Origin of the sequence: Paenibacillus harenae, assembly GCF_030812415.1 — a bacterium.
Taxonomy (GTDB): Bacteria; Bacillota; Bacilli; order Paenibacillales; family Paenibacillaceae; genus Pristimantibacillus; species Pristimantibacillus harenae_A.
Map to the genome: position 1 here is coordinate 1 of NZ_JAUSST010000008.1, position 21267 is coordinate 21267.

Annotated in this window: 24 protein-coding genes and 1 pseudogene; 19 read left to right on the forward strand and 6 right to left on the reverse strand. The window is 51.3% G+C overall.

The features are described 5' to 3' along the window. On the reverse strand, positions 1-913 hold a 913-nt coding region (locus J2T14_RS25725), incomplete at its 3' end, for an RCC1 domain-containing protein (protein ID WP_373458210.1). A 185-nt stretch (positions 914-1098) separates the two neighbouring features. Here J2T14_RS25725 and J2T14_RS25730 point away from each other — a divergent pair. The 4 genes and pseudogenes from J2T14_RS25730 to bshB2 all read left to right on the forward strand — a co-directional run. Beyond that, positions 1099-1236, forward strand: a pseudogene (locus J2T14_RS25730) (hypothetical protein); the annotation flags it as partial. A gap of 51 nt (positions 1237-1287) precedes the next feature. Beyond that, positions 1288-1497, forward strand: a complete 210-nt coding sequence (locus J2T14_RS25735; RefSeq protein WP_307476038.1) for a DUF2569 family protein — start codon at positions 1288-1290, stop codon at positions 1495-1497. Between the two features lie 197 nt (positions 1498-1694). Then, positions 1695-2039, forward strand: a complete 345-nt coding sequence (locus tag J2T14_RS25740; RefSeq protein WP_307475512.1) for a YojF family protein — start codon at positions 1695-1697, stop codon at positions 2037-2039. 20 nt (positions 2040-2059) lie between these two features. Continuing rightward, a complete protein-coding gene (bshB2, locus tag J2T14_RS25745; RefSeq protein WP_307475514.1) occupies positions 2060-2719 on the forward strand; it encodes a bacillithiol biosynthesis deacetylase BshB2 in 660 nt (219 codons plus the stop codon). Positions 2720-2768: 49 nt separating this feature from the next. Here the strand turns inward: bshB2 and J2T14_RS25750 are convergent, their stop codons facing one another. Continuing rightward, positions 2769-3173, reverse strand: coding sequence for an SET domain-containing protein (locus J2T14_RS25750; protein ID WP_307475516.1), 405 nt, complete (start codon positions 3171-3173; stop codon positions 2769-2771). A gap of 137 nt (positions 3174-3310) precedes the next feature. Here J2T14_RS25750 and J2T14_RS25755 point away from each other — a divergent pair, with 137 nt between their 5' ends. The 3 genes from J2T14_RS25755 to J2T14_RS25765 all read left to right on the forward strand — a co-directional run bounded on the left by J2T14_RS25755 (position 3311) and on the right by J2T14_RS25765 (position 5610). Continuing rightward, complete coding sequence (locus tag J2T14_RS25755; RefSeq protein WP_307475518.1) at positions 3311-4651, forward strand: NAD(P)/FAD-dependent oxidoreductase; 1341 nt, start codon at positions 3311-3313, stop codon at positions 4649-4651. Positions 4652-4707: 56 nt separating this feature from the next. Continuing rightward, positions 4708-5178 (forward strand): SRPBCC family protein, encoded by a 471-nt coding sequence (locus J2T14_RS25760; protein ID WP_307475520.1) that lies wholly within the window; start codon positions 4708-4710, stop codon positions 5176-5178. Between the two features lie 219 nt (positions 5179-5397). Continuing rightward, positions 5398-5610, forward strand: coding sequence for a hypothetical protein (locus J2T14_RS25765; RefSeq protein WP_307475522.1), 213 nt, complete (start codon positions 5398-5400; stop codon positions 5608-5610). Between the two features lie 56 nt (positions 5611-5666). Here J2T14_RS25765 and J2T14_RS25770 read toward each other — a convergent pair whose 3' ends face one another. After that, positions 5667-6623 (reverse strand): glycoside hydrolase family 43 protein, encoded by a 957-nt coding sequence (locus tag J2T14_RS25770; RefSeq protein ID WP_307475524.1) that lies wholly within the window; start codon positions 6621-6623, stop codon positions 5667-5669. A gap of 577 nt (positions 6624-7200) precedes the next feature. On the opposite strand from J2T14_RS25770, the gene J2T14_RS25775 reads away from it, so the two are divergent. The 5 genes from J2T14_RS25775 to J2T14_RS25795 are packed head-to-tail and all read left to right on the forward strand — an operon-like array spanning position 7201 to position 12919. Continuing rightward, positions 7201-8217, forward strand: a complete 1017-nt coding sequence (locus J2T14_RS25775) for an ABC transporter ATP-binding protein (RefSeq protein WP_307475527.1) — start codon at positions 7201-7203, stop codon at positions 8215-8217. After that, the gene (locus J2T14_RS25780) at positions 8204-9139 is read left to right on the forward strand and encodes an ABC transporter ATP-binding protein (RefSeq protein ID WP_307475530.1); all 936 of its coding nucleotides are present in this window, start codon (positions 8204-8206) and stop codon (positions 9137-9139) included. Before J2T14_RS25775 ends, J2T14_RS25780 begins: the two co-directional genes overlap by 14 nt. A 5-nt stretch (positions 9140-9144) precedes the next feature. Beyond that, the gene (gene opp4B, locus J2T14_RS25785; protein ID WP_307206485.1) at positions 9145-10107 is read left to right on the forward strand and encodes an oligopeptide ABC transporter permease; all 963 of its coding nucleotides are present in this window, start codon (positions 9145-9147) and stop codon (positions 10105-10107) included. 31 nt (positions 10108-10138) lie between these two features. Next, positions 10139-11044 (forward strand): ABC transporter permease, encoded by a 906-nt coding sequence (locus J2T14_RS25790; protein WP_307206484.1) that lies wholly within the window; start codon positions 10139-10141, stop codon positions 11042-11044. A 21-nt stretch (positions 11045-11065) separates the two neighbouring features. After that, entirely contained in the window at positions 11066-12919 is a 1854-nt protein-coding gene (locus J2T14_RS25795) for an oligopeptide ABC transporter substrate-binding protein (RefSeq protein WP_307476040.1), read from the forward strand. 59 nt (positions 12920-12978) lie between these two features. Here J2T14_RS25795 and J2T14_RS25800 read toward each other — a convergent pair whose 3' ends face one another. Then, entirely contained in the window at positions 12979-13329 is a 351-nt protein-coding gene (locus tag J2T14_RS25800; protein ID WP_307475532.1) for a hypothetical protein, read from the reverse strand. Positions 13330-13462: 133 nt separating this feature from the next. Between J2T14_RS25800 and J2T14_RS25805 the strand changes: the two genes are divergently transcribed. The 4 genes from J2T14_RS25805 (at position 13463) to murI (ending at position 17717) form a co-directional block, all read left to right on the forward strand. Next, positions 13463-14116: a hypothetical protein gene (locus J2T14_RS25805; protein ID WP_307475534.1), complete on the forward strand. Its 654-nt coding sequence runs from the start codon at positions 13463-13465 to the stop codon at positions 14114-14116. Between the two features lie 553 nt (positions 14117-14669). Further along, positions 14670-15878, forward strand: a complete 1209-nt coding sequence (locus J2T14_RS25810) for an MFS transporter (RefSeq protein ID WP_307476042.1) — start codon at positions 14670-14672, stop codon at positions 15876-15878. Positions 15879-16079: 201 nt separating this feature from the next. Beyond that, positions 16080-16724 (forward strand): hypothetical protein, encoded by a 645-nt coding sequence (locus tag J2T14_RS25815; RefSeq protein ID WP_307475536.1) that lies wholly within the window; start codon positions 16080-16082, stop codon positions 16722-16724. A gap of 204 nt (positions 16725-16928) precedes the next feature. After that, positions 16929-17717 (forward strand): glutamate racemase, encoded by a 789-nt coding sequence (gene murI / locus J2T14_RS25820; RefSeq protein ID WP_307475538.1) that lies wholly within the window; start codon positions 16929-16931, stop codon positions 17715-17717. Between the two features lie 52 nt (positions 17718-17769). On the opposite strand, the gene J2T14_RS25825 is transcribed toward murI, so the two are convergent. Next, a complete protein-coding gene (locus J2T14_RS25825; RefSeq protein ID WP_307475540.1) occupies positions 17770-18531 on the reverse strand; it encodes an exodeoxyribonuclease III in 762 nt (253 codons plus the stop codon). A 197-nt stretch (positions 18532-18728) separates the two neighbouring features. Between J2T14_RS25825 and J2T14_RS25830 the strand changes: the two genes are divergently transcribed. The 3 genes from J2T14_RS25830 to J2T14_RS25840 all read left to right on the forward strand — a co-directional run bounded on the left by J2T14_RS25830 (position 18729) and on the right by J2T14_RS25840 (position 20155). Continuing rightward, positions 18729-19448: an RNA polymerase sigma factor gene (locus tag J2T14_RS25830; RefSeq protein WP_307475542.1), complete on the forward strand. Its 720-nt coding sequence runs from the start codon at positions 18729-18731 to the stop codon at positions 19446-19448. A 26-nt stretch (positions 19449-19474) separates the two neighbouring features. Further along, positions 19475-19609, forward strand: coding sequence for a hypothetical protein (locus J2T14_RS25835; RefSeq protein ID WP_307475544.1), 135 nt, complete (start codon positions 19475-19477; stop codon positions 19607-19609). A 117-nt stretch (positions 19610-19726) separates the two neighbouring features. Then, on the forward strand, positions 19727-20155 hold the full coding sequence (locus tag J2T14_RS25840; protein WP_307475547.1) for a DUF6157 family protein: 429 nt from the start codon (positions 19727-19729) through the stop codon (positions 20153-20155). A gap of 217 nt (positions 20156-20372) precedes the next feature. Here J2T14_RS25840 and J2T14_RS25845 read toward each other — a convergent pair whose 3' ends face one another. Next, positions 20373-21266 (reverse strand): DMT family transporter, encoded by an 894-nt coding sequence (locus J2T14_RS25845; RefSeq protein WP_307475549.1) that lies wholly within the window; start codon positions 21264-21266, stop codon positions 20373-20375. Position 21267 lies beyond the last annotated feature (1 nt).

A 21267-nucleotide genomic window follows, 5' to 3' on the forward strand; every position in this document is an offset into this window, starting at 1 on the left:
CGGACACCGAATCGAGCTCGGTTACTTGAACGGGGGAAGATCTGTTGGTCGTGCTTCCATCGCCCAGTTGGCCACCACCATTAAATCCCCACGCCAAGACGGTTCCGTCGCTGTTGAGTGCCAAACTATGAGCATAGCCCGCAGCAACGTCGATCACCGAACTGAGCCCCTGTACTTGAACAGGAGTATGACGGTAGGTGGTCACAAGACTGGTTCCATCGTGTAAGGTTAAGCCGCCAGGCACCCCGTCTTGACCATAATCATTGTTTCCCCACGCCCAGACAGTTCCATCGCTTTTTATTGCTAAACTATGGTAAGCGCCCGCAGTAACATCGATCACCGAACTGAGACCCTGTACTTGAACGGGAGTATATCGCTCTGTCGTGCTTCCATCGCCGAGTTGACCGTTCCAATTCCCACCCCACGCCCATACCGTTCCATCGCTTTTTATTGCGAAATTATGGTGACTCCCTGAAGCAATGGCGACCACGGAGCTAAGATTGGTTACCTGAACGGGAGAAGAACTGGGGAGTGTCGTTCTTCCAATCCCCAGTTGACCATTACTATTGTTTCCCCACGCCCAGACGGTTCCGTCGCTTTTTAGTGCCAAACTATGCGCACTGCCTGCAGCAACGGCAATCACCGAATCGAGCTCGGTTACTTGAACGGGGGAAGATCTGTTGGTCGTGCTTCCATCGCCCAGTTGGGCAAGAATGTTCTCTCCCCACGCCCATACCGTTCCGTCCTGTTTTAGAGCAAGAGTATGAGTAACTCCTCCTACAACCATCGTTACACCCGAATTGGAACTCTCTGCTGCCACCGCGGAACCGACCTCAGCGGCGGCTGCCTGGAAGGGCAGTAGCAGCGTCAGCAGCAAAAATCCACAAACTAAAAGCATAAACCGTCGTCTCATCCATCTTCACTCCATTATTTTTTACCTTAAATCTACCATATTACCAAAATCTATGAATGTGCTCATTGCACTAATACAAAACAAATCTACCCAAAATGCTTATGTTTCCACAGTCATTTAAAGAGCTGTTGGCCATACGCTGACGCGATGAAGAAAAAACATGCGATTTATTTGTTTGAATCGACGTGGAAGAAGACATATACAGATCGTGGCTTCGGAAAATTCTAACGAAGTATTCCGAGGAGGCGCAACTTACGCAAAACCTCTCGTCACACAAACTACACCACTTCTTACTTACTTGGCTGAAAAAGCAAGGAATCGACGATGCGCTGATACAACCATATTCCGACCACGAAAGTAGGAAGCCGTTGGAAGTGTATTCAAAGCTCGTCATCACCGATGCTCAACAGGCTGGTCTAGCTATTGTTATTATCGATCCGATTTTTGCTTATCAAATACCGCTCACCAGGGAAACGAGCGTGGATACCGCATTAGGCGATATTATTCGTAACATGGTTGTATGCGCGCTCTGGATTCCGTACTTCCTTAAATCCGAGCGCGTGCAAGCTACATTTGTCAGGTAACGGATATGGAGATCAAACTAAATGTACTCGGGGGATGAATAGTTGGATACCACAATTGCAGCCTTATGTTCGTAGAGGAGAAACGCAAGAAGATCAGGTTGCATTTAGCATATGTACGCGATATATTGCATGTATGAATAATTGATACAGATTCACCTCAAACCCTACTGGGGTATGGAGAAAACGGAGGTGCGAGGATGAAGCCAATCCATCCTGGGACGGTTCAAAGCGCAATCGATAAGTTTAAGGATCAAGATTTATATGTTCATTTGGAGATGACATCCGGGGCGTACGCGAGCCATTACGATAGCTCCAAGCACCCTGCGGCTACCTTCATCAGCAATGCGGTCATACGATATTCCCATGGATCGATCGCAGGTAACGGGCCTTATCGCGTAGGATTGAAGACGGAAGGCGGCTGGATTTATTCCGAAGGACTTACACACTATGAAGAGAACGATACGGAGCGGCTTATTATGGCGGGCCATGACGGGCAGGGCAAGCTGGTTGTCGCGTTGCAGCTTAGCCGCACGCCGTTCTGATAAGAGAGGGGATGAGAACCATGAAGCATGATCGTATTCTCGTCGTATTCCCGCATCCGGACGACGAAGCTTATTCGACGTCGGGCACGCTGGCCAAGTATATTCATGAAGGCGCGCAAGTGACGTATGCGTGCTTGACGCTCGGCGAGATGGGAAGGAATATGGGCGTTCCTCCCTTCGCCAATCGGGTGACGCTTCCGGCCGTCCGCAAGCTGGAGCTTGAAGTGTCATGCCGGGCCATCGGCATTCAAGATCTGCGCCTGCTGGGGTTTCACGATAAAATGGTCGAGTTCGAGCCTCCAGCGAGACTGGACGCGCCGATTGCCGCCATTATCGAGGAGTTGCGCCCGTCGCTCGTTATCACGTTCTATCCTGGGTACAGCGTTCATCCCGATCATGATGCAACCGGCGAGGCCGTCGTTCGCATTATAAGCAAATTGCCTAGGGAGAAGCGGCCTGTCGTGCATGGCATAGCTTTTTCCAAAAATCATCAAGAATCGATTGGCAGTCCCGACGTCTATGAAGACGTGAGACCGTTCTTGAAAGCAAAGCTGGCATCGATTTCCGCACATCGCTCGCAGTTTCAGCCGCCGGAATGGGCTGGCGGCAAGAGGCTGAGCTATAAGGAGCTTGAGGATCGCTTCGGTACCGAGCACTTCTGGACCTATCGGTTCAACTAATAAAGAAAGGCCGACCCGCTGCATAAGCGGATCGGCCTTTTCTTCGTCGTTATTCGGACTTCTTTTCCTTCGCTTCCTGCTCCTCATAGAACCAAAGCGGATCTTCATTGTCGACCTCGCCGTTGTAGTTGATCAGCAATTCTTCTCCGGCTTTCACGTCGGTATAGGCGTAGAAGTCAACCGTGAGATTATCGAAATTCAGATCATAATGCGTGTTGGGCGTATAGGAGTGATTGAACAACATCCCGTAGCCGAGCAGCAGGGCGGAGTGATGCTCTCCGAATTCGAATGCGTAGTCAGCGAAAATCGTTTTCTCCAGGTGTACATGCTCCTCGTTCGGATAAGGGAGTGCGGGTGCTTGATGAAAAACGACTCCCTGGGGTATATCGACTGTCGCGAATACGCCTCGATTCAATTCTCCGTTGCTAAGCTTTGATGTCTTTATTTCAATCATGGTAGTCACCTGCGCGTTCTATAGTATAGGGGCTTCGGTAGACTAGCCCCACTTGAATTATATCGGTATAATCCAAATATAACAAAGGAATCGTCCGAAATACAGCGTGAATGGCATGCGCCGGGGGAGGAACATCGTTGTTCGACATTGTCATCATAGGTGCAGGGGTAAGCGGAATCTTCGCCGCTCATGCGCTGGCCGAAGGAAACAAACGCGTATTAATGATCGATAAAGGGAAGCCGCTTAACGAAAGGTATTGCCCGTTGGATAAGGGCGGGCCCTGCGGCTGCACCTCCTGCGCGAAGTACGTCGGCTTCGGCGGCCTCGGCAAGTCTGAGGGGAAGTATAACTATACGAACGACTTCGGAGGCGACCTCGAAACGAAAGTAGGCTATAGCAAAGCGTTGCAGCTTATGGACGAAGTAGACGATATATTATGCCGTTATGGCGCTGGACAAGCGGCCATGTACAGCACGGAAAATCCGTTGCTCGCAAAGCGGGCAGGGGAAGCGGGCTTCGACGTGCTTGCGACGAGAACGCGACATCTAGGATCCGCCTTGTCCGAAGAGGTGCTGCAGGCAATGTTCGACGATCTGGCACGCGGAATCTCCTTCCTTTTCGAGACGGAGGTCAGTCTTATCAGGGAGCATCCGGAAGGCTTCGAGCTATCGATCCCTGAGCGTGATCCCATATATACGAAGAAGCTGATAATCGCAACAGGAAGAAGCGGAACGGAGTGGTGGTCTGGCCAATGCCGTGCATTGGGCATTTCACAGCAAATCGCCCGCCTCGACATCGGCCTGCGGTTCGAGATGTTCGGAGGTCAGCTGGACGCGATTCTTCAAGAGCAGTTCGAAACAAAGCTGCGATTCTCGGGGGAAGGATTCACCGCTACGACCTATTGCATGAATCCCAGAGGGAGAGTCATACGGAAATACCAAGACGGACTCGTGATGGCAGACGGTCAAAACTACCGGGAGCAGGCAGAAGGGTCGCCGAATCTGAACTTTACTTTGTTCGCACCGAGTTACTTCGCTTCACTGGAAGAAGCCGATACCTATGCGCGTGAGGTGATCGGCGGCATAAATCAAGGGGGAGACCGCATCGTTGCCCAGCGACTGGGCGATCTTAGGAAGGGGCGGGGAACGTCGGAAGCCGGCGGAACAAGCAACCGTATAAAGCCGACGTTGAAGGCGGATTGGGGGAACCTCGTCGATGAACTGCCCGATAGTTATATCCGAATATCGCTGTCTTTCGTTGATGCGATGGAGCGGCTGCTTGGGATAGCGGTAGATGAGGATACGATTCTGTATGGCGTCGATGCCAAGTTTTATGCGCCGATGCTGGACACGTCAAAGGACTTCGAATCCCGCATCGCGAATTTGCATGTCATAGGAGATTGTTCGGGCATCACGCATTCTTTATCGCAGGCGGCGGCCAGCGGTTTGCATACGGGTAAGCGATTAGCGTTTGCCTAACCGCAAAGGTAGAATGAACGAATATGCATATAATCGAAGAATGGAGGAGGGTTTGGATGACTGAGATAAATAATCCGGGCGAGATTAGCGAGGTCGTCGTGGAGTGCAGCATTTGGGTTGATGCTTCCAAGGAACTTGTGTGGGGAGCAGTGACGGAAGGAGAGCAATTAACGAAGTGGTATTCTCCTGGTTCCCCTTGGGACGTACCGGAGCTTCTTGAAGGTGGAGAAGCTTACTTCCACCACTCTCCTAACGAGTATCATGAGGGCATAGACGTGGTTACGCTCAAGGCAACTATCGTATCCGTCTTGCCATTGAAGCAGTTCGCTCTCAGGTGGGAGTTCGAATCGGAAGGACCAGCGATGGTCACCTCCTTCCTGCTTGACGAGGAGAATGGAGGAACGACCGTAACGATAACGGAGACCGGCTATGAGACGGAAGAGCAAGCCGTGCCGACGCAGGAAGGCTACACGATGTCGCTAATGAACCTGAAGGCGCATTTGGAAGGAAGAGGCATGCCTTATTAATGTCCTATATTGGATTTCTGCAGGATAGAGGCCCCTTGGGAGGGCGCTTAACTGCTATGTTGGATTTTTGCAGCAATTTCTAGCTTGAACGGATGGAACGAAGCTTTCCGAAGGAAGTTAGTGCCAAAATCCAACATAGGCTCTAATATCACCTTGAACCGTCAAAAGTTAACGCAAAAATCCAATATAGACGTTAAAAAAAGGACAAGGGGTCAAGCCGTGAAGCTAAGAGTATTGTTATCAATTGTTGCGCTTATCATTGGACTTGCTGTGCCTTTCTTGCCAATATGGCTGAAGGTGCTTCTAATCGCAGCTGTATGGCTGGTGGATGCGGGGACAAGCGAGAAGGATGAAAAGAAGAATCATAGTGTCGGTATCTTGTTTGCCTTTGGACTTATCGTTACGTATTTGATCAAGTTTATTTGGCTTTAGATACGACTCAAAGACCTTTCCAGAACCGTAGCTCTGGAAAGGTCTTGTTTCACGCGTTAATTATAGTATGGCCAGCCGCTGGAATCCCAGTACAGATCGCTAATGAGCAGCTTCGGAGCGCCGTTCTCCGCTACGCTGTAGGCATGGCGGGCAATGACGTTCGTGCCTGACACGTCTTGGCCGCCCGGTCCGACCCATGCGCTGTTGCCGCTGTCGATGACGCTGGCTCCGCCGTTTTTCATATCGACGCCGTTCTTGTCGTAATAAGGTCCAAGCACGTTCGTGGAACGCCCGACGGCAATCTTGTAAGTGCTGTCCGTGCCGTTGCAGCATACGCCGATCGAGACGAATAAGTAATAGTAGCCGGTGCTGCTGTTGTAGACGAGGCTCGGACCCTCGATACCGCCGGACTTGGTTGCGATACGGTAAGCGTTGCCCGTCGGCTTCATCGTTGTTTTGCTGATGGCCGTAATATAGATGCCGCTGCTCCAAGAGCCGAAAACCATATATAGGTTGCCGTTCGCGGCCTGCATGATGTTTGGGTCGATTGCGTTGTAGTTGGTGGAGTTGTCGGAGCTGATAACGACGCCTTGATCTGTCCATACGCCGCCGGAGATGGAGGTGGTCGTTGTTAAGCCGATCGCAGAAACTTTAGAGCCGAAGGTGGAGATGGAGTAGTACAGGTGGTACTTGCCGTTGTAGTAGAAAATATCCGGGGCCCATACATCAAGCCCCGTGTGGTCCGGCACGTAGGTGCTCCACCATGAAGGCCTCGACGTGTAGATCGGCAAGGACCGGTTGTACGTCGTACCGTTCGTTGAATAGAGTACTTGGAGACCTGAGCCCGTACTGAATACCCAGTGCGTACTCCCCTCCTTGATGTAAGCCGGATCATGCACGTTCGTATCGCCATTAAGAGACCAGGTTGCGGCATAAACGGGGAAAACGGATGAGAAAACAAGCATGGCGGACAACAGAAGCAAGGTAATAATCCTCTTTCTTGACTTGAACATCTTCGCTACTCTCCTTTGATCATCGTTTTATTTGGAATTGCTTTTCCCACTTGCCAGGCCCTTATTATCACCTCCTGTTTATAGTTTGATAGCGCTTACATTTAGTTAAAAAATGCTGAGTCTCAATTACATGGAAGGTGCTGCTTATGCGCTGAGTTCGGGGCGTGAAAGATAATGTTTATGTTTTCATTAATTTATTAACGTAAATGATACAAATAGAAACTACAGCAAATCCAGGTAATCGTCAATCCTTATTTTTTTGCTCCTGGGCCGATATTGAATATACGATTTAGGTAACAAGTCATTCGCTATATGGGCAGGAATGATAGAGTAATCATTAATTGGGTTTATAGTTTTTATCGTTTATTAATTAGTAACACTGTTAAGCTGCATATTATACAATCATTAACTTGGCTTAATAAAGTCTTGACAACTTATTAACCAAGTATTAACATATGGTGAAAATAAGAGGATGAACATAGGGGTACTAATTGAAGTGTTTAATGCTGTTAATTATTTTCTGAATAATCAGAAAATTAAGGTAGGTTTAATGCGACTCGTCGATAGGGGGATTCCATTGAATGATCCGCTGCTAGCCATTAAAAATCTCACCACCTCATTCCGCATTGCCGACGATTATTATGCCGCCGTTGACGACGTGACGCTGACGATCGGCAAAAATGAAATTGTTGCGATCGTAGGAGAGTCCGGCTCTGGCAAGAGCGCGCTCGCCTTCTCTATCATGGGGCTTCATACGAGAGCTAGAATCGAAGGACATATTTACTATAAGGGACAAGATATTGTCCCGTTACCCCCGTCCAAGCAGAACAAGCTGCGAGGCAAGGAGATCGGTATGATCTTCCAAGATCCGCTCTCCGCGCTTAATCCATTAATGATTATAGGCGCTCAGATCGAAGAAGCGCTGCTTCTTCATCAGCCGAAGCTCTCCAAGAAGGAACGACGATTGGCAGTGATCGAGCTGCTGACCAAGGTCGGCATACCGCGGCCGGAGCATACCTATGGGCAATTTCCCCATGAACTATCCGGCGGGATGAGACAGCGGGTCGTCATCGCGATAGCGATCGCCAATGAGCCGAAGCTGCTTATCGCGGACGAGCCGACGACAGCGCTGGACGTTACGATTCAATTGCAAATCCTCGAATTAATCAAGAAACTAAAGAACGAAAGCGAAGCCGGTATTCTCTTAATCACGCATGATCTTGGCGTCGTCGCCGAGATGGCCGATCGCGTCGCCGTCATGTACGCAGGACAAATTGTGGAAATCGCCGATATATATACGCTCCTATCCGCAGCCAAACACCCATACACCAGGTCGTTACTGCATTCCATTCCAACTTCCAAAGAATCGCAATCCAGACTGCATGTCATTCAAGGCATCGTGCCTTCCCTGCAAAATCTTCCGCGGCAAGGCTGCCGCTTCCGCTCTCGCATGCCGTGGATAGATCCATCCGCGCATGAAGACAATCCAACCATGCACGAAATCGCTCCCGGACATTACGTCAGGTGCACATGCTACAAGTCCTTTCACTTCCCCGATCAGAAGGAGGTGAACGATATACATGTCCTTTCTTGAGGTGAAGGATTTAAAGGTGCATTTTCCGAGCCGAGGCGGCATTCTTAGCAAGAAGATTCCTCCCGTGCGAGCGGTAGACGGCATTAACCTATCGATTGAGGAGGGGCAAACCTACGGTCTCGTAGGCGAATCCGGATCCGGCAAGACGACGACGGGCAGAGCGATTATCGGGCTGAATGCGATCACGTCGGGCAGCGTCCTGTTCGAAGGCTATGATCTGGCCAAAGGCGGCCGAAGAAGCCATCTCGACGTACGCAGGGATATTCAAATGATTTTCCAGGATCCGTACTCCTCCTTGAATCCGAAGAAACGGGTGCTTGATATTATCGCCGAGCCGCTGCGGAACTTCGAGAGGCTGTCGCCTATGGAGGAGAAACTTCGGGTGCAGCAATTGCTGGAGCAGGTCGGCATGAGCCCGGAAATGATCTACAAATATCCGCATGAGTTCTCGGGCGGCCAGCGTCAGCGGATCGGGATAGCGAGAGCCGTTGCCTTGAAGCCAAAGCTGGTCATTGCCGATGAGCCGGTGTCCGCGCTCGATGTATCGGTGCAGGCACAAGTGCTTAATTTCATGAAGGATATTCAACAGGAAATGAAGCTTACCTATCTGTTAATCAGTCATGATCTCGGCATTATTCGTCATATGTGCAATCATATCGGCATTATGTACAAGGGTCGTTATGTGGAGCAAGGAACGACGGCCGATATTTTCGGCAATCCGCAGCATATCTATACGAAGCGGCTTATCACGGCTATTCCGAACATCGACCCGTTGCAGCGAGACAAGCAGCATATTTATCGCGAGGCGGTGCGAGAGGAATACGAGAGGGCGCACGACAGCTATTTCGACAACGAGGGGTTTGCCTTACCCTTGAAGCCTATTACAAAGACACATCTAGCGGCATTGCCTGAGAGAGGTTGAGAGCGATGTGGAGGACAGTAGCGCGAAGAATGGTTATTATGATTCCCCAAATCTTCTTATTAAGCATTCTCGTATTTCTGATGGCGAAGGCGATGCCGGGCGACGCGCTGACAGGCTTGCTGGATCCCAGCATAGACCCTGCGTCGCTTGAAGCGCAGCGGGAAAGGCTAGGTCTGAACAACCCGTGGCAGGTTCAGTATTGGGACTGGATTACGAAGGCGTTTCAAGGTGACTTCGGACAATCGTTCCGCTTCAAAATGCCGGTCTCCGATCTAATCGGGCAGCGCATGATGAATACGATCTGGCTATCGATCGTGACTTTGATCCTCACTTACTTGATCGCCATTCCTCTTGGCATTACGAGCGGACGCTACAACGATACATGGGCGGATCGCTTCATTACGGGTTATACGTACTTGGGCTTCGCCGCACCGCTGTTTATATTCGCCTTGTTAATGCTATGGATATTCGGCTTCCATTTCGGCTGGTTTCCGACCGGGGGGAGCGTCGAGCCTGGGATGAAGCCGGGGACGCTTGAATACGTTCTGAGCAAATTCTATCACTTGCTGCTGCCGGCCTTGTCCATGGCGCTTATTACGACGGTCACGACCGTCCAACTGCTTCGCAGCGAGATTATCGATACGAAGCAGAAGGACTTCATCGTAACGGCAAGAGCGAAGGGAGCGTCGGAGTCGCGCGTCTATAACCGTCATATTTTGCGCAATTCATTGCTGCCTATCGCTGCTTTCTTCGGTTATGAAATTACGGGACTGATCGGCGGCACGGTATTTATTGAGAGCATCTACAGCTATCCCGGAATGGGCGAGCTGTTCCTCAGCTCGATCTCGCTTCGCGATTTCAGCGTCGTTACCGCGCTTGTCCTGTTGTACGGGGCTGCGTCGATTATCGGTGCATTAATATCGGACATCACATTAAGCGCCGTCGATCCGCGCATTCGGATTAAATAACGGCCAAGATGGATGCATAGGGGTGAACCATATGAGGAAGACATACGCCGAGGTACCTGGCGTAAGCATAGGAAGCAGGAGCCCTTCGAGCTGGAATATTTTGTGGCGGGAGCTCGTTCGAGATCGGTTGGCTTTCGTATCGCTGCTTTTTCTGGGGATTGTCATCTTGCTCGTCTACGGTATTTCCTTCGTGCTCGACCAAGAGCAGATTGTGTCCATCGATCTGTTCGCGCTTAAGAAGCCGCCTTCGGCCGAGCATTGGCTAGGTACCGACTATGGCGGGCGCGACGTATTCGGGCAGCTCATCATAGGCACGCGCAATTCGTTGTCTATCGGCATTATCGTTACTGTGCTGACGGGGCTCATAGGCGTGCTCATCGGGCTTATATCAGGCTACTTTGGAGGTACGGTCGACAATATCTTTATGCGCTTCGTTGATTTTTTCATGATTTTGCCGACGCTCATGATCGTTATTGCATTCGTAACGGCGGTACCCAAGTACAACGTCGTTTCCTTCTCGCTTATTATGACGGCGTTCCTATGGATGGGCATCGCAAGGCTTATACGCTCCAAGGCGCTGCAAGAGAGGGAGCTCGATTATGTGCAGGCCTCCAAGACGCTGGGCTCCTCGCATCTGAAAATCATGATTTCGCAAGTGCTGCCGAACTTAAGCTCGATCATTATCGTCACGATGACGCTGAATTTGGCTGCCAATATCGGCCTTGAATCCGGACTCTCGTTCTTGGGCTTCGGATTTCCGGAGAGCACGCCTAGTCTAGGCACGTTAGTCAGCTATGCAAGAGATCCGCAGACGCTGGAGTCGAGATGGTGGATATGGTTACCCGCATCGGTTCTCATATTGGTTCTGATGCTATGTATAAATAATGTCGGTCAAGCGCTTAAGCGGGCGACGGACGCAAGACAAAGAAAAGGATGATGAGGAGGAGAAAGATTTATGATGAGAAGCTTTCGGTTTACAAGGTCTGCATTCGTCCCCATGTTGCTCGCGCTGGTGCTGCTGCTTGCAGCCTGTTCATCCGGCAACGGGAACGAGAAGAACGAACCGCCACCGGCGGATAGCAGCAACAAGCCATCGCCCACGGAAGAAGTAAAGGAACCAACGCCGGAACCCGACGACGGACTTTACTCCATAGAAGATTTCAGCAACGTGAAGAAAAACGAAGGCACGCCTATCGAGAACGGTTCGCTGACGTTCGGCCTTGTATCCGACACGCCGTTCGAAGGCACGCTGAACTTCAACTTCTACTCGGGCGACCCGGATTCGCAGGTGCTCGGCTGGTTTGACGAGGGACTTCTGACTTGGGATGAAAGCTACGTATTCACGAATGACGGGGCCGCTACCTACGAGGTGTCGGAGGATGGACGCACCTTTACGTTCACGATTCGAGACAACGTCAACTGGCATGACGGCAAGCCGGTAACGGCCGCGGACTGGGAGTTCGCGCATCTGGTCATCGGCGATCCGAAGTATGACGGTCCTCGCTACGATTCCACGTTCACGAATATCGTAGGCATGAACGAGTACCACGAGGGCAAGGCGGATAAAATTTCAGGTATCGAAGTGATTAACGACAAGCAACTTAAGATTACCTACATTGAATCGACGCCATCCCTATTGACGGGCGGCATCTGGACTTATCCGTTGGCTAAGCATATTTTTGGCAGCATTCCGGTCGAGAAAATATCCGCTTCCCCGGAAGTGCGCGAGAAGCCGATCGGCTTCGGACCGTTTAAGGTGGAGAGCATCACCCCAGGCGAATCCGTCGTATATACGAAGAACGCGGATTACTGGCGCGGCGAGCCGGCCCTTGAGAAGGTTACGCTTAAAGTGATTAATCCGACGACGATCGTACAGCAATTGGAGAGCGGCGGCGTAGATCTCGTTGATTCGTTCCCGGTCGATCAATATCCGGATAACGCGGGCATGTCGAACGTCGAGTTCCTTGGCAATATCGATCGCGCGTATACGTATATCGGCTTTAAGCTAGGGACATGGGATGCGGAAGGCAGCAAGGTCGTGCCTAATCCGAAAGCGAAGATGGCCGATATCAACCTCCGCAAAGCGATGTGGCATGCGGTTGACAACGATCAGGTCGGCAAGCAGTTCTACCATGGCCTGCGCTGGAACGCGACAACGCTTATTCCGCCGTCGCACCCGGAGTATCACGATTCGTCGAATCCGGGCCTTGCGTTCGATGTCGATCTGGCGAACAAAATTTTGGACGACGCCGGTTATAAGAAAAACGGCGAGTTCCGTACGAATCCGGACGGCAGCGAGCTTGTCATTAACTTTATCTCGATGACGGGCGGCGACATTGCCGAACCGCTTGCGCAATACTACGTGCAATCATGGAAGGCAATCGGACTTAACGTGAATCTGGAGATGGTCGAGTTCAACACGTTCTACGACCGCGTCGGCGCAAACGGCGAGGACGATCCTAAAGTAGACGTGTACCAAGGCGCATGGGGGGTAGGCATCGACGTCGATCCGTCCGGACTGTATGGACGCGAAGCGATCTACAACTTCCCGCGTTATGCAAGCGATAAGCAGGATGAGTTGCTGAAGAAGGGCATCTCGAAGGAAGCGTTCGACGTGAAGGTTCGCCAAGGCATTTATAAGGAATGGCAGCAATTGATGGTCGAGGAGATTCCGGTATTCCCGACGCTGTATCGCGCGGTGCTCGTGCCGGTCAACAAAAGGGTGCTCAATTACGCGATTGGCGACGGAACGAACGTATACCTGCACCAGCTCGCCGTTTCGCAGGATAAACCGTTTGTAGCCGAGAAATAAGCAGCAGTAGACAAATACGCCGGCCTGCTCCGTTGATGGAGAGGCCGGCGTTTTCGCATTTAAAGCGGAATCCGATATTCGGAATATTCTTCGATCACATGCTCGCCTTGCTGGTAAATCCAGCGGAAAGTGAATTGGTCGCCTTCGTAACCGGTACGTTTGCGAATGTCCGGAAGAATAAGGGCCTCGAAGTTCGTCAGCAGGATCTGCTCCATCTCCCGCAGCCGCTGGGCGTTTGCTAGGCTAAGCTGCTGGGCTTCTTCATCGGATGAGGCGGTCTGGCTGTAATAAGCGACCGCAACTTCATGGTCGCTTAGCTCTTCGGACAGCGGTTGGCCGGATCCTCGAAAAATCTCCTTCACCGTGTCCAGCCAGTCTTGATATAGGCGAATCGTTATGTTGGGTTTCACAGTTGCGCTCCTCTCGGCAATAAGGTCAAGCTTTATATCGTTATTTATTTTAACATAAACGTCAGGATGCCGTGGCAGATTGCAATGTAACAAATAAGGGAGATAAGCCGTCTGTTAGTTCGAGGTGATGGGATTGGGCAACAAGGTAACGATGATCATTCTTTCAATAACCATGCTGTTTTGTTTAGGGGTCGTAAAACCGGGCAAAGCGTTCGCGTGCTCTTGCGCAATGGTGCAATCGGCAGAGGCGCAGGTGAAGGACGAGATGGAGCGCAGCAGTGCGATCTTCGCAGGCAAAGTGCTTACGGTGACGCAGCCGCCAGAGAAGGAAATCATGTCTTCCGCCGATCCGGTTGAAGTACAGTTCGAGGTATCCCAGGTGTGGAAGGGTGACGTGCAGGCGCGAACGGCGGTATATACGGCGCTTAGCTCGGCGAGCTGCGGCATCGAGAATTTCGTGGAAGGGGCCGAATATATCGTTTCCGCTTACGAAAGCGAGGCGGCGCTTCATACGACCATTTGCAATATGACGAAGCCGCTGGATTCGGCAGCAGAGGAGCTGAAAGCGCTCGGAGATGGGAAGCAGCCGCAGCCGATCGGTATGAACGTCAAGAAGGAACGATCGAACTTGCCGCTTAGCGCGGATGGCGGAGAGCCGCAGTCCCCGGCAGCTAACGAGGCAGCTTCGGCCAGTACGAGCTCTAACATTTATGTGTTGATTGCTGCTCTGGTGCTGCTCATTGCAGCAGCAATGATTATATGGGTGAGAAGAAATCGAAAGCAATAATGATGTAGTCTTGCTTCGCAGTTAGGGGATAGTCCGGGATGGATACCGGGCTATCTTTTTCTCTGAGCCGACTCAATCAATGAACAAACAATTCTACTGTGGTTAAGATAAAGGGAATTAATCCAGTTATTTATTGGGAAATCAAACAGAAATATAGAATAACGGGAAATCCTCATGTTAATTCACCGAAATCACCTATCCGATTGAAAACCGGGGATATGAACGGGAGGAATTCCAGTTATTTCGTTCAATGCATCTTTTCGTATGTTGTGTGGTCAGTCGCAGTTTTTTAGGTAGAGAAGCAGAAAGTTAAAATGATTGCAAAAATCCATCCTATGTCGTCATAATCAGCCCGACTTGATGAAAGGAGTGCGGAAATCTAGGTTGGATCGTGCAGGCGAGCTTAATGCATGTTTAATGCAGGCTTATTGCTAGTTGCCAAACCATCGCGATGTAAGCTATCATAGTCAAGTTGCGCCTAAAGGATCATGCGTGCAATAACTTCTAACTATATAAGTCAATAGAAAAGAGAGAGCAGCAAACGGATATGGATATGCAGATGAATCAAACTGTCCGGCAGGGGACAAAACCCGCGGGATCGATCATGGCCGCAGTGTTATCGCTAACCCTCGGCACCTTCGCGTTCGGTATGACGGAATTTGTAATTATGGGCTTACTGACGAATGTAGCGCAGGACTTGAATATTTCGATCGCCAGCGCCGGTCAGCTCATTACCGGCTATGCGCTTGGCGTAGCCATCGGCGGTCCGGTTATGACCGTGCTTACGCTTCGCATGCCGCGCAAGCAATTGCTATGCGCCTTGCTCGTCATCTTCATTGCAGGCAACGCGCTTGCGGCGCTTGCACCCAACTATTCGGTGCTTATGCTGGCCAGAGTCCTAACCTCGCTGGCGCATGGCACTTTCTTCGGCGTCAGCTCGGTTATTGCAGCCGGACTGGTTAGCCCGGAGAAGCGGGCCAGCGCCATTGCGCTCATGTATACGGGGCTTACGGTTGCCAATATCGTTGGCGTTCCGCTCGGCACTTACATCGGCCAGCAATTCGGTTGGAATTCGACGTTCAGCATTGTAGCGGTACTTGGTTTGTTGGTCGTCGCAGGCATCATACTGTTCGTGCCCAAGGTTCCTCATAACCGCAAAGCAAGCATCGGCAAGGAGCTTAAGATTTTCGGCAACAGGCAGGTGTTGCTCGCTTTCTTCGTAACGGTATTCGGCTTCGGGGGCGTGTTCACGGCGTTCACGTACATCGATCCGCTGCTGCAAGAGATTACGGGCTTTAATGAACAATATGTCACCGGCATCCTTATTTTATTCGGAATCGGCATGACGGTCGGCAATTTGGTCGGAGGCAAGCTGGCCGATTGGCGATTAATGCCGTCATTGATGGCATGTCTGGCTTTCCTGGCCGTCATGTTGTTCATCTTCTTCTTCACGGTGGACAACAAAGTATTGTCGGTCATAACGATATTCATCTGGGGCATGGCTTCGTTTCTGATCGTCCCCGGCTTGCAAATGCGCATTATGGATATGGCGAAGGATGCGCCGACGATGGCTTCGACGGCGAATCAATCGGCCTTCAACCTCGGCAATGCGGGAGGGGCAATTATTGGCGGCCTTGCCGTGAACGGCATCGGTCTTCATCATGTGCCATGGATTGCGGCCATTGTGACGTTAGGCGGACTAGTCTTAACGGCCATTAGCTACAGAATGGAACAGAAGCAAAGCCGCGAGACGACAGCATAACGGTTCGGCAAAATAAGAGCAGGACGAGGCAGACGATGAGACGATGATCGCTGCGGCTGTCCTGTTCTTTTTTTCCTGTGCGGGGTAGGTACTACGCATAGTTGGTACTATACGCGCAGGTTAGCCGCTGGTATATTCAAATCAAATAGAACGCGGGCAGGACCGGCGTTCTTCATCCTTGAATGAGAAGAGGCGAGCGCCGTGCTGTACAATCCCGATCGTTTGGAACAAAGCGAAGGCCCGGAAAATAACATCTATGTGCTGCTTACGAATACGGGCACGCTGTTCACGCGACTGATTAAGGCTTTTACGAGCGCTCCCTATAATCATGCTTCGTTAGCGTTCGACGTGGAGCTTAAGGAAGTGTACAGCTTCGGGCGCATGAGGCCGAACAATCCGTTGCTGGCTGGTTTCGTTCAAGAAAACGTCTACGATGGCGTCTACCGCATGCATCCGGATACAAGCTGTACGCTGCTCCGGTTCCGCGTAACCGAACAGCAGATTGCGATGATAAAGCAATTCGTACAAAGCATAGAACAGAATAAGAACGATTACGGCTATAATCTGCTCGGTGTTATCGGTATTATGCTAAAGGTCGATTATAATCCGGAATCCGAATACTTTTGCTCCCAATTCGTAGCGGAAGCGTTGAACAGAGGCGGCCTTGAGCTATGGGATCGCCCATCTACGAAAGTAACACCTGAAGACTTTCGTCAGCACCCTCAGATGGAGGCCGTTTATGAAGGTCTGCTGTATGACTATCCGCTGCTCGACGAGCACAAGGTCCGCCTAGCGCTCGCGAATCGCACGGGAGCCGTCAAAGGCGCGGCAGGCTATGGAATATAAAGCTCGTAGAAGCAATACTTTGCGTATGAGAGAGGCAATCTCGCAGGTAAAAGTATAGTCAGGCAATAAGCGGCGGCATCCTTGCTGGAAGACTCTGTTCTTGCCTTACAGCAGCATGTCGCGCTATGCTGGGAATATACTTTTTTTAATTTGTGTTTAGATTGCGAAAACAGTTCTCACTACATACGTTAGGAATAGATGACAATGACAATTGGTTTTTTGGATTCGGGTATTGGCGGGTTGACCGTATTGTCGGAAGCATTGCGGCGCCTTCCTGCAAATGATTACTTGTATATGGCGGACACGCTCCACGTTCCCTATGGCACGAAGCCGATGGAAGCGGTCAGAGCTTATGTTCTTGAAGCAGTCGAGACAATGGTAGCAACGGGTATCGATGCGCTTGTTATTGCTTGCAACACGGCGACGAGCATAGCGGTCGCCGAGCTTCGCGAGAAGTATTCATTCCCGATCGTCGGGATGGAGCCGGCCGTGAAGCCAGCGGTAGAGATGAACCGCGCTACGGGCAAGCGCGTACTCGTATTTGCAACGCCGCTCACACTGCAGCTGCCTAAGTATTATGGGCTCGTGTCCCGCGTGGACGAGGAGGGCATCGTCGATTCATTGCCGCTGCCCGAGCTCGTCGGCTATTGCGAAAACCTGCAGTTCGATAGGGCATTGATGCGGGACTATTTCCTTGGCAAGCTGGCGGGATATGATTTGAACCAATACGGCATCATTGTGCTTGGCTGCACGCATTATCCGTTCTATCGCTCTATCTTAAGACAAGTGCTGCCGGCTCATATCCAGATCGTAGACGGCAACGTAGGGACGATTAAACGTCTAACGGCGCTTATGAATCGGTTCGGCATCGCGGAACGGCACGGGAACGGCAGCATCAAATTCATGTGTACAGGCGGAGAGGAAGCATATGTCGATAAAATGCGCTCCGCTCTAAGCTTCTATCAGGAGCTGAATATGCCGAGTGAGCTATAAGAGAACAGGCCGAGCGAAGCGGACATAAGTCCACGCTTCGCTCGGCCTATTTTTAATCCAATCCGTTCACCTTCAGCACGACCGGACAATGATCGCTGCCCATAATGTGGCAGTCGATCTGCGCGTCCGCCAGCTGCGGCGCAAGCCGGCTGGAAGCAAGGAAGTAGTCGATACGCCAGCCCACGTTCCGCTCTCTCACTTTCGGCATAAAGGACCACCAGCTGTACGCGTCGGCACGATCGGGATAAAAATGTCTGAACGTGTCGATAAAGCCGCTGTCCAGCAGCGTCGTCATCTTGCCGCGTTCCTCGGCCGTGAAGCCGGAGTTGCCCGTATTCGGCTTCGGATGCTTCAAATCGATCTCTTGATGGGCAACGTTCAGGTCGCCGCATACGATGACGGGCTTAAGCTCGTCGAGCTGCTTCAAGTACGTACGGAAGCGCTCCTCCCACTCCAGCCTGTAATCCAGCCGGGACAAGTCTCGCCTTGCATTAGGCGTATAAACATTAACCAAATAGAAATGATCGAATTCCAGCGTAATGACGCGCCCCTCGAATTCTTTGTCCTCTTCCAGTCCGTAGCGAACGGACAGCGGCTTCAGCTTGGAGAAAATAGCCGTCCCGGAATACCCCTTCTTCTCGGCATAGTTCCAGAACTGGTGATAGTTCTCGCCAAGCTCCAGCTTGATCTGCCCCTCTTGCAGCTTCGTTTCTTGAACGCAGAACAGATCCGCGTCCGCTTCGTTAAAGTAATCGATGAACCCTTTGCCTACGCAAGCCCGCAGGCCGTTGACATTCCATGAAATTAGCTTCATTATGAGTGCGCTCCTTACCGTGCATTTGCAGCTTTGTCTAGTGTAACATAAACGTTTGCCGTTGTTGCGGGCCGCTTGTCACAAATACTGCGCAACGGTATGATGAAATTAAACGGAATAGGTTCGGAAAAGTGTATCCTGATATTCGCCGCGTTTACTATACTAATTGGTAATAATGGAAACGGGGAGAGACGCTAGTGGACGCGAGGCAAGGGTTCAGCTTGTATGCGGAGCAGTTGCAAGATCGAATCTATCGGTACTGCGTACGAATTGCGGGAGATCGATGGGAGGCCGAAGACTTAAAGCAAGACGTCCTGCTTAAGCTTTACAGGGCTTTGGAGAACGATCCATCTCGTGAAATTAGTCATGCCTATATGTATAGAATCGCGCTTAACGCTTGGCGGGATAAGATACGGAAGAAAGGCAGAATAAGGCATGAGGTATTCGACCCTGCTGCAATCGATAGGGGCGAGCCGGATTTGCGGCTAGAGACGCGAGAGCTTCTAGAGACGCTCGCTGATCGGCTATCGCCTCGCGCGCTCGTTATTTTGCTCCTTATGGACGCATTCGGATTCACGGCTAAGGAGACGGGGGTGATGATCGGAGCGGCTGAAGGAGCGGTGCAGGTTACGCTCGGCCGTGCCCGCGGCAGACTGAAGAAGCTGGCTGGCAGGCTTGCCTTCGATCATAACGGGAGCGGGCCTGAGCGGACGAGGGCAGAGCAAGCCGAATACGGACGACTTGACTTCGAGGCGTTGGTCGAAGCGTTCCGAAGAAGGGATGCGAAGGCGATATGCCACTCTTACCGGGGTTTGGTGCAGCGGCAGGCATTCGTCAGCAATGTGCAGCTTGCAGGCGGCAAAATGTTTTTCTATTTTACCGATCCCGACGGTAACCGTTTTATGGTGACGGGGTGAATATTTTAGGTGCATCTGTTTGATTCGTGAAGCGGCATACGTTTATTTCATGCGGGGATAACGATAATAATGAGATATGGGAAGCGATAACGATGGCGGTTAAAGAGCTTGGAGGCGCGTTCATTCATGTAACCTGGCTTGAGGAATGGACGTCGCCGTGAAATCATCATTGTTTGTTCGACGAGTTCGATCCGGACGGCCATATGATCTGTCACATTGAGGTTGCGCCGATCGAACAGAAGGAGCTTACGCTAATTGAATAAGTGGAGGGCTATAGGATGAATATAAACTATTACAATACATTTATTACGGTGGCGCCCGATTGCCCGGCAGAGACAGGGATCATACCGCCGGATAAGAAGGACGGCCGAACGAAGCCAAGCTTGGAATATGAGCTGGCTGCCGGTCAGCCTTACGGGTATACGCAAGAGGAATTGTTGTTTGAAGTGTATGTGCGGCATAAGCAAATAGCGGAAGAAGAGTTGGCGGGGCGCCGTCAGGAGCATTGGGACGAGTTTTTCGGCAAGTCGCAAGCTTGCCTGCGCGCATCGATGCTGCCGAAGAAGTATGGCTGGGGCATTCATTTCGACGGTGACGGCAAGATGGCGCTCATTCCGAAGGAATCGGAGGCGTACCAACGCTACATCGAGAACGAGAACGGCGAACTGAAGGTCGTACCGGCGATGCGGAGCAGCAAGGCGAAATAAGCGACAAGGCGGGAATAGCATGTTGCGCGAAGGGAAAGTGTCGTTAACGGCATTTCGTCAAACTAAAATGCAGGTTCAGCCCCGTAAAAGCAAAAACCGCCTCATTAACTTCCCGAAATGGAACTAATGAGGTGGTTTTTAGGTTCGGTAGCGAATTAGTGTCCCAAAATGCAACTACAGTAGTGATTCGCATTTGCATGTCGGGAAGCTTAAGCCGCTATACCTTCTCCTTGCCGTGCCGGATGAACAGCCAGACACCGAAGAGGATGAAGCAGCCTGCCGCAAGCTGATAGCCCGACAGCGATTCATGGAGCAGCCACCAAGCGAGCAGCGAGGAAATGACCGGCTCGCCGAGAACGGCCATCGATACGGCGGCAGCGTTCATATATTTGAGCAGCCAATTGAATAGATAGTGGCCGAACAGCGTCGGCACGATAGCGAGCAGCAGGAATAAGCCCCATTCGCGTTCGCTGTAGCCGGTAAACGGATTGCCGAGCACAATATTGTACATGGCTAGCGATGTCGCCGCGAGCAAAAATACGGCGAAGTTGTAAACGAATGCGCTCATTTCATTCCTCAGCTGCTTACCGGCAAGCATATGGACGGCAACCGCTGCAGCTCCAAGCATCGATAATACGTCGCCAAGCAAGGCGTCTCCCGAGAGGCTGAAGTCGCCAGCTCCGATGAGGATCGATCCTACCAAAGCGATTCCAAGTCCCCAGAGCATCATCCGGTTCGCCTTCGTGCGGAACAGCCAGTACGAGCCTAGCATGACGAGCAGCGGTTCAAGCGTCAGCAGGACGGTCGAACTCGCGACGGTGGTGAGACGGAGCGAAGCCATCCATAACAGGAAATGGGCGCCCAGCATGACGCCGGATAAGGCGAGCAAACGCCATTGCCGCGCGCTAAGCCGCATGAATTCATGCCTGTACTTCCATACGAACGGGAGCATAAGCAGATTGGTCAAGTACAATCGGTACATCGCGATGACGGCGACGTCGGCCTCCGACCACCGAACGAATATAGAGGAGAACGAGATGGCAATGATACCTATCATATAGAGCAGATCATAAAGAGCAATTGATCTTGGTTTGGAAGTTATGTCGGTCATG

Bases quoted from the DNA above. Each gene is read 5' to 3' on its own strand.
- J2T14_RS25740 (WP_307475512.1), top strand. From the start codon at position 1,695: ATGAAGCCAATCCATCCTGGGACGGTTCAAAGCGCAATCGATAAGTTT.
- bshB2 (WP_307475514.1), top strand. From the start codon at position 2,060: ATGAAGCATGATCGTATTCTCGTCGTATTCCCGCATCCGGACGACGAA.
- J2T14_RS25750 (WP_307475516.1), bottom strand. From the start codon at position 3,173: ATGATTGAAATAAAGACATCAAAGCTTAGCAACGGAGAATTGAATCGA.
- J2T14_RS25760 (WP_307475520.1), top strand. From the start codon at position 4,708: ATGACTGAGATAAATAATCCGGGCGAGATTAGCGAGGTCGTCGTGGAG.
- J2T14_RS25770 (WP_307475524.1), bottom strand. From the start codon at position 6,623: ATGTTCAAGTCAAGAAAGAGGATTATTACCTTGCTTCTGTTGTCCGCC.
- J2T14_RS25780 (WP_307475530.1), top strand. From the start codon at position 8,204: ATGTCCTTTCTTGAGGTGAAGGATTTAAAGGTGCATTTTCCGAGCCGA.
- opp4B (WP_307206485.1), top strand. From the start codon at position 9,145: ATGTGGAGGACAGTAGCGCGAAGAATGGTTATTATGATTCCCCAAATC.
- J2T14_RS25790 (WP_307206484.1), top strand. From the start codon at position 10,139: ATGAGGAAGACATACGCCGAGGTACCTGGCGTAAGCATAGGAAGCAGG.
- J2T14_RS25795 (WP_307476040.1), top strand. From the start codon at position 11,066: ATGAGAAGCTTTCGGTTTACAAGGTCTGCATTCGTCCCCATGTTGCTC.
- J2T14_RS25810 (WP_307476042.1), top strand. From the start codon at position 14,670: ATGCAGATGAATCAAACTGTCCGGCAGGGGACAAAACCCGCGGGATCG.
- murI (WP_307475538.1), top strand. From the start codon at position 16,929: ATGACAATTGGTTTTTTGGATTCGGGTATTGGCGGGTTGACCGTATTG.
- J2T14_RS25825 (WP_307475540.1), bottom strand. From the start codon at position 18,531: ATGAAGCTAATTTCATGGAATGTCAACGGCCTGCGGGCTTGCGTAGGC.
- J2T14_RS25840 (WP_307475547.1), top strand. From the start codon at position 19,727: ATGAATATAAACTATTACAATACATTTATTACGGTGGCGCCCGATTGC.
- J2T14_RS25845 (WP_307475549.1), bottom strand. From the start codon at position 21,266: ATGACCGACATAACTTCCAAACCAAGATCAATTGCTCTTTATGATCTG.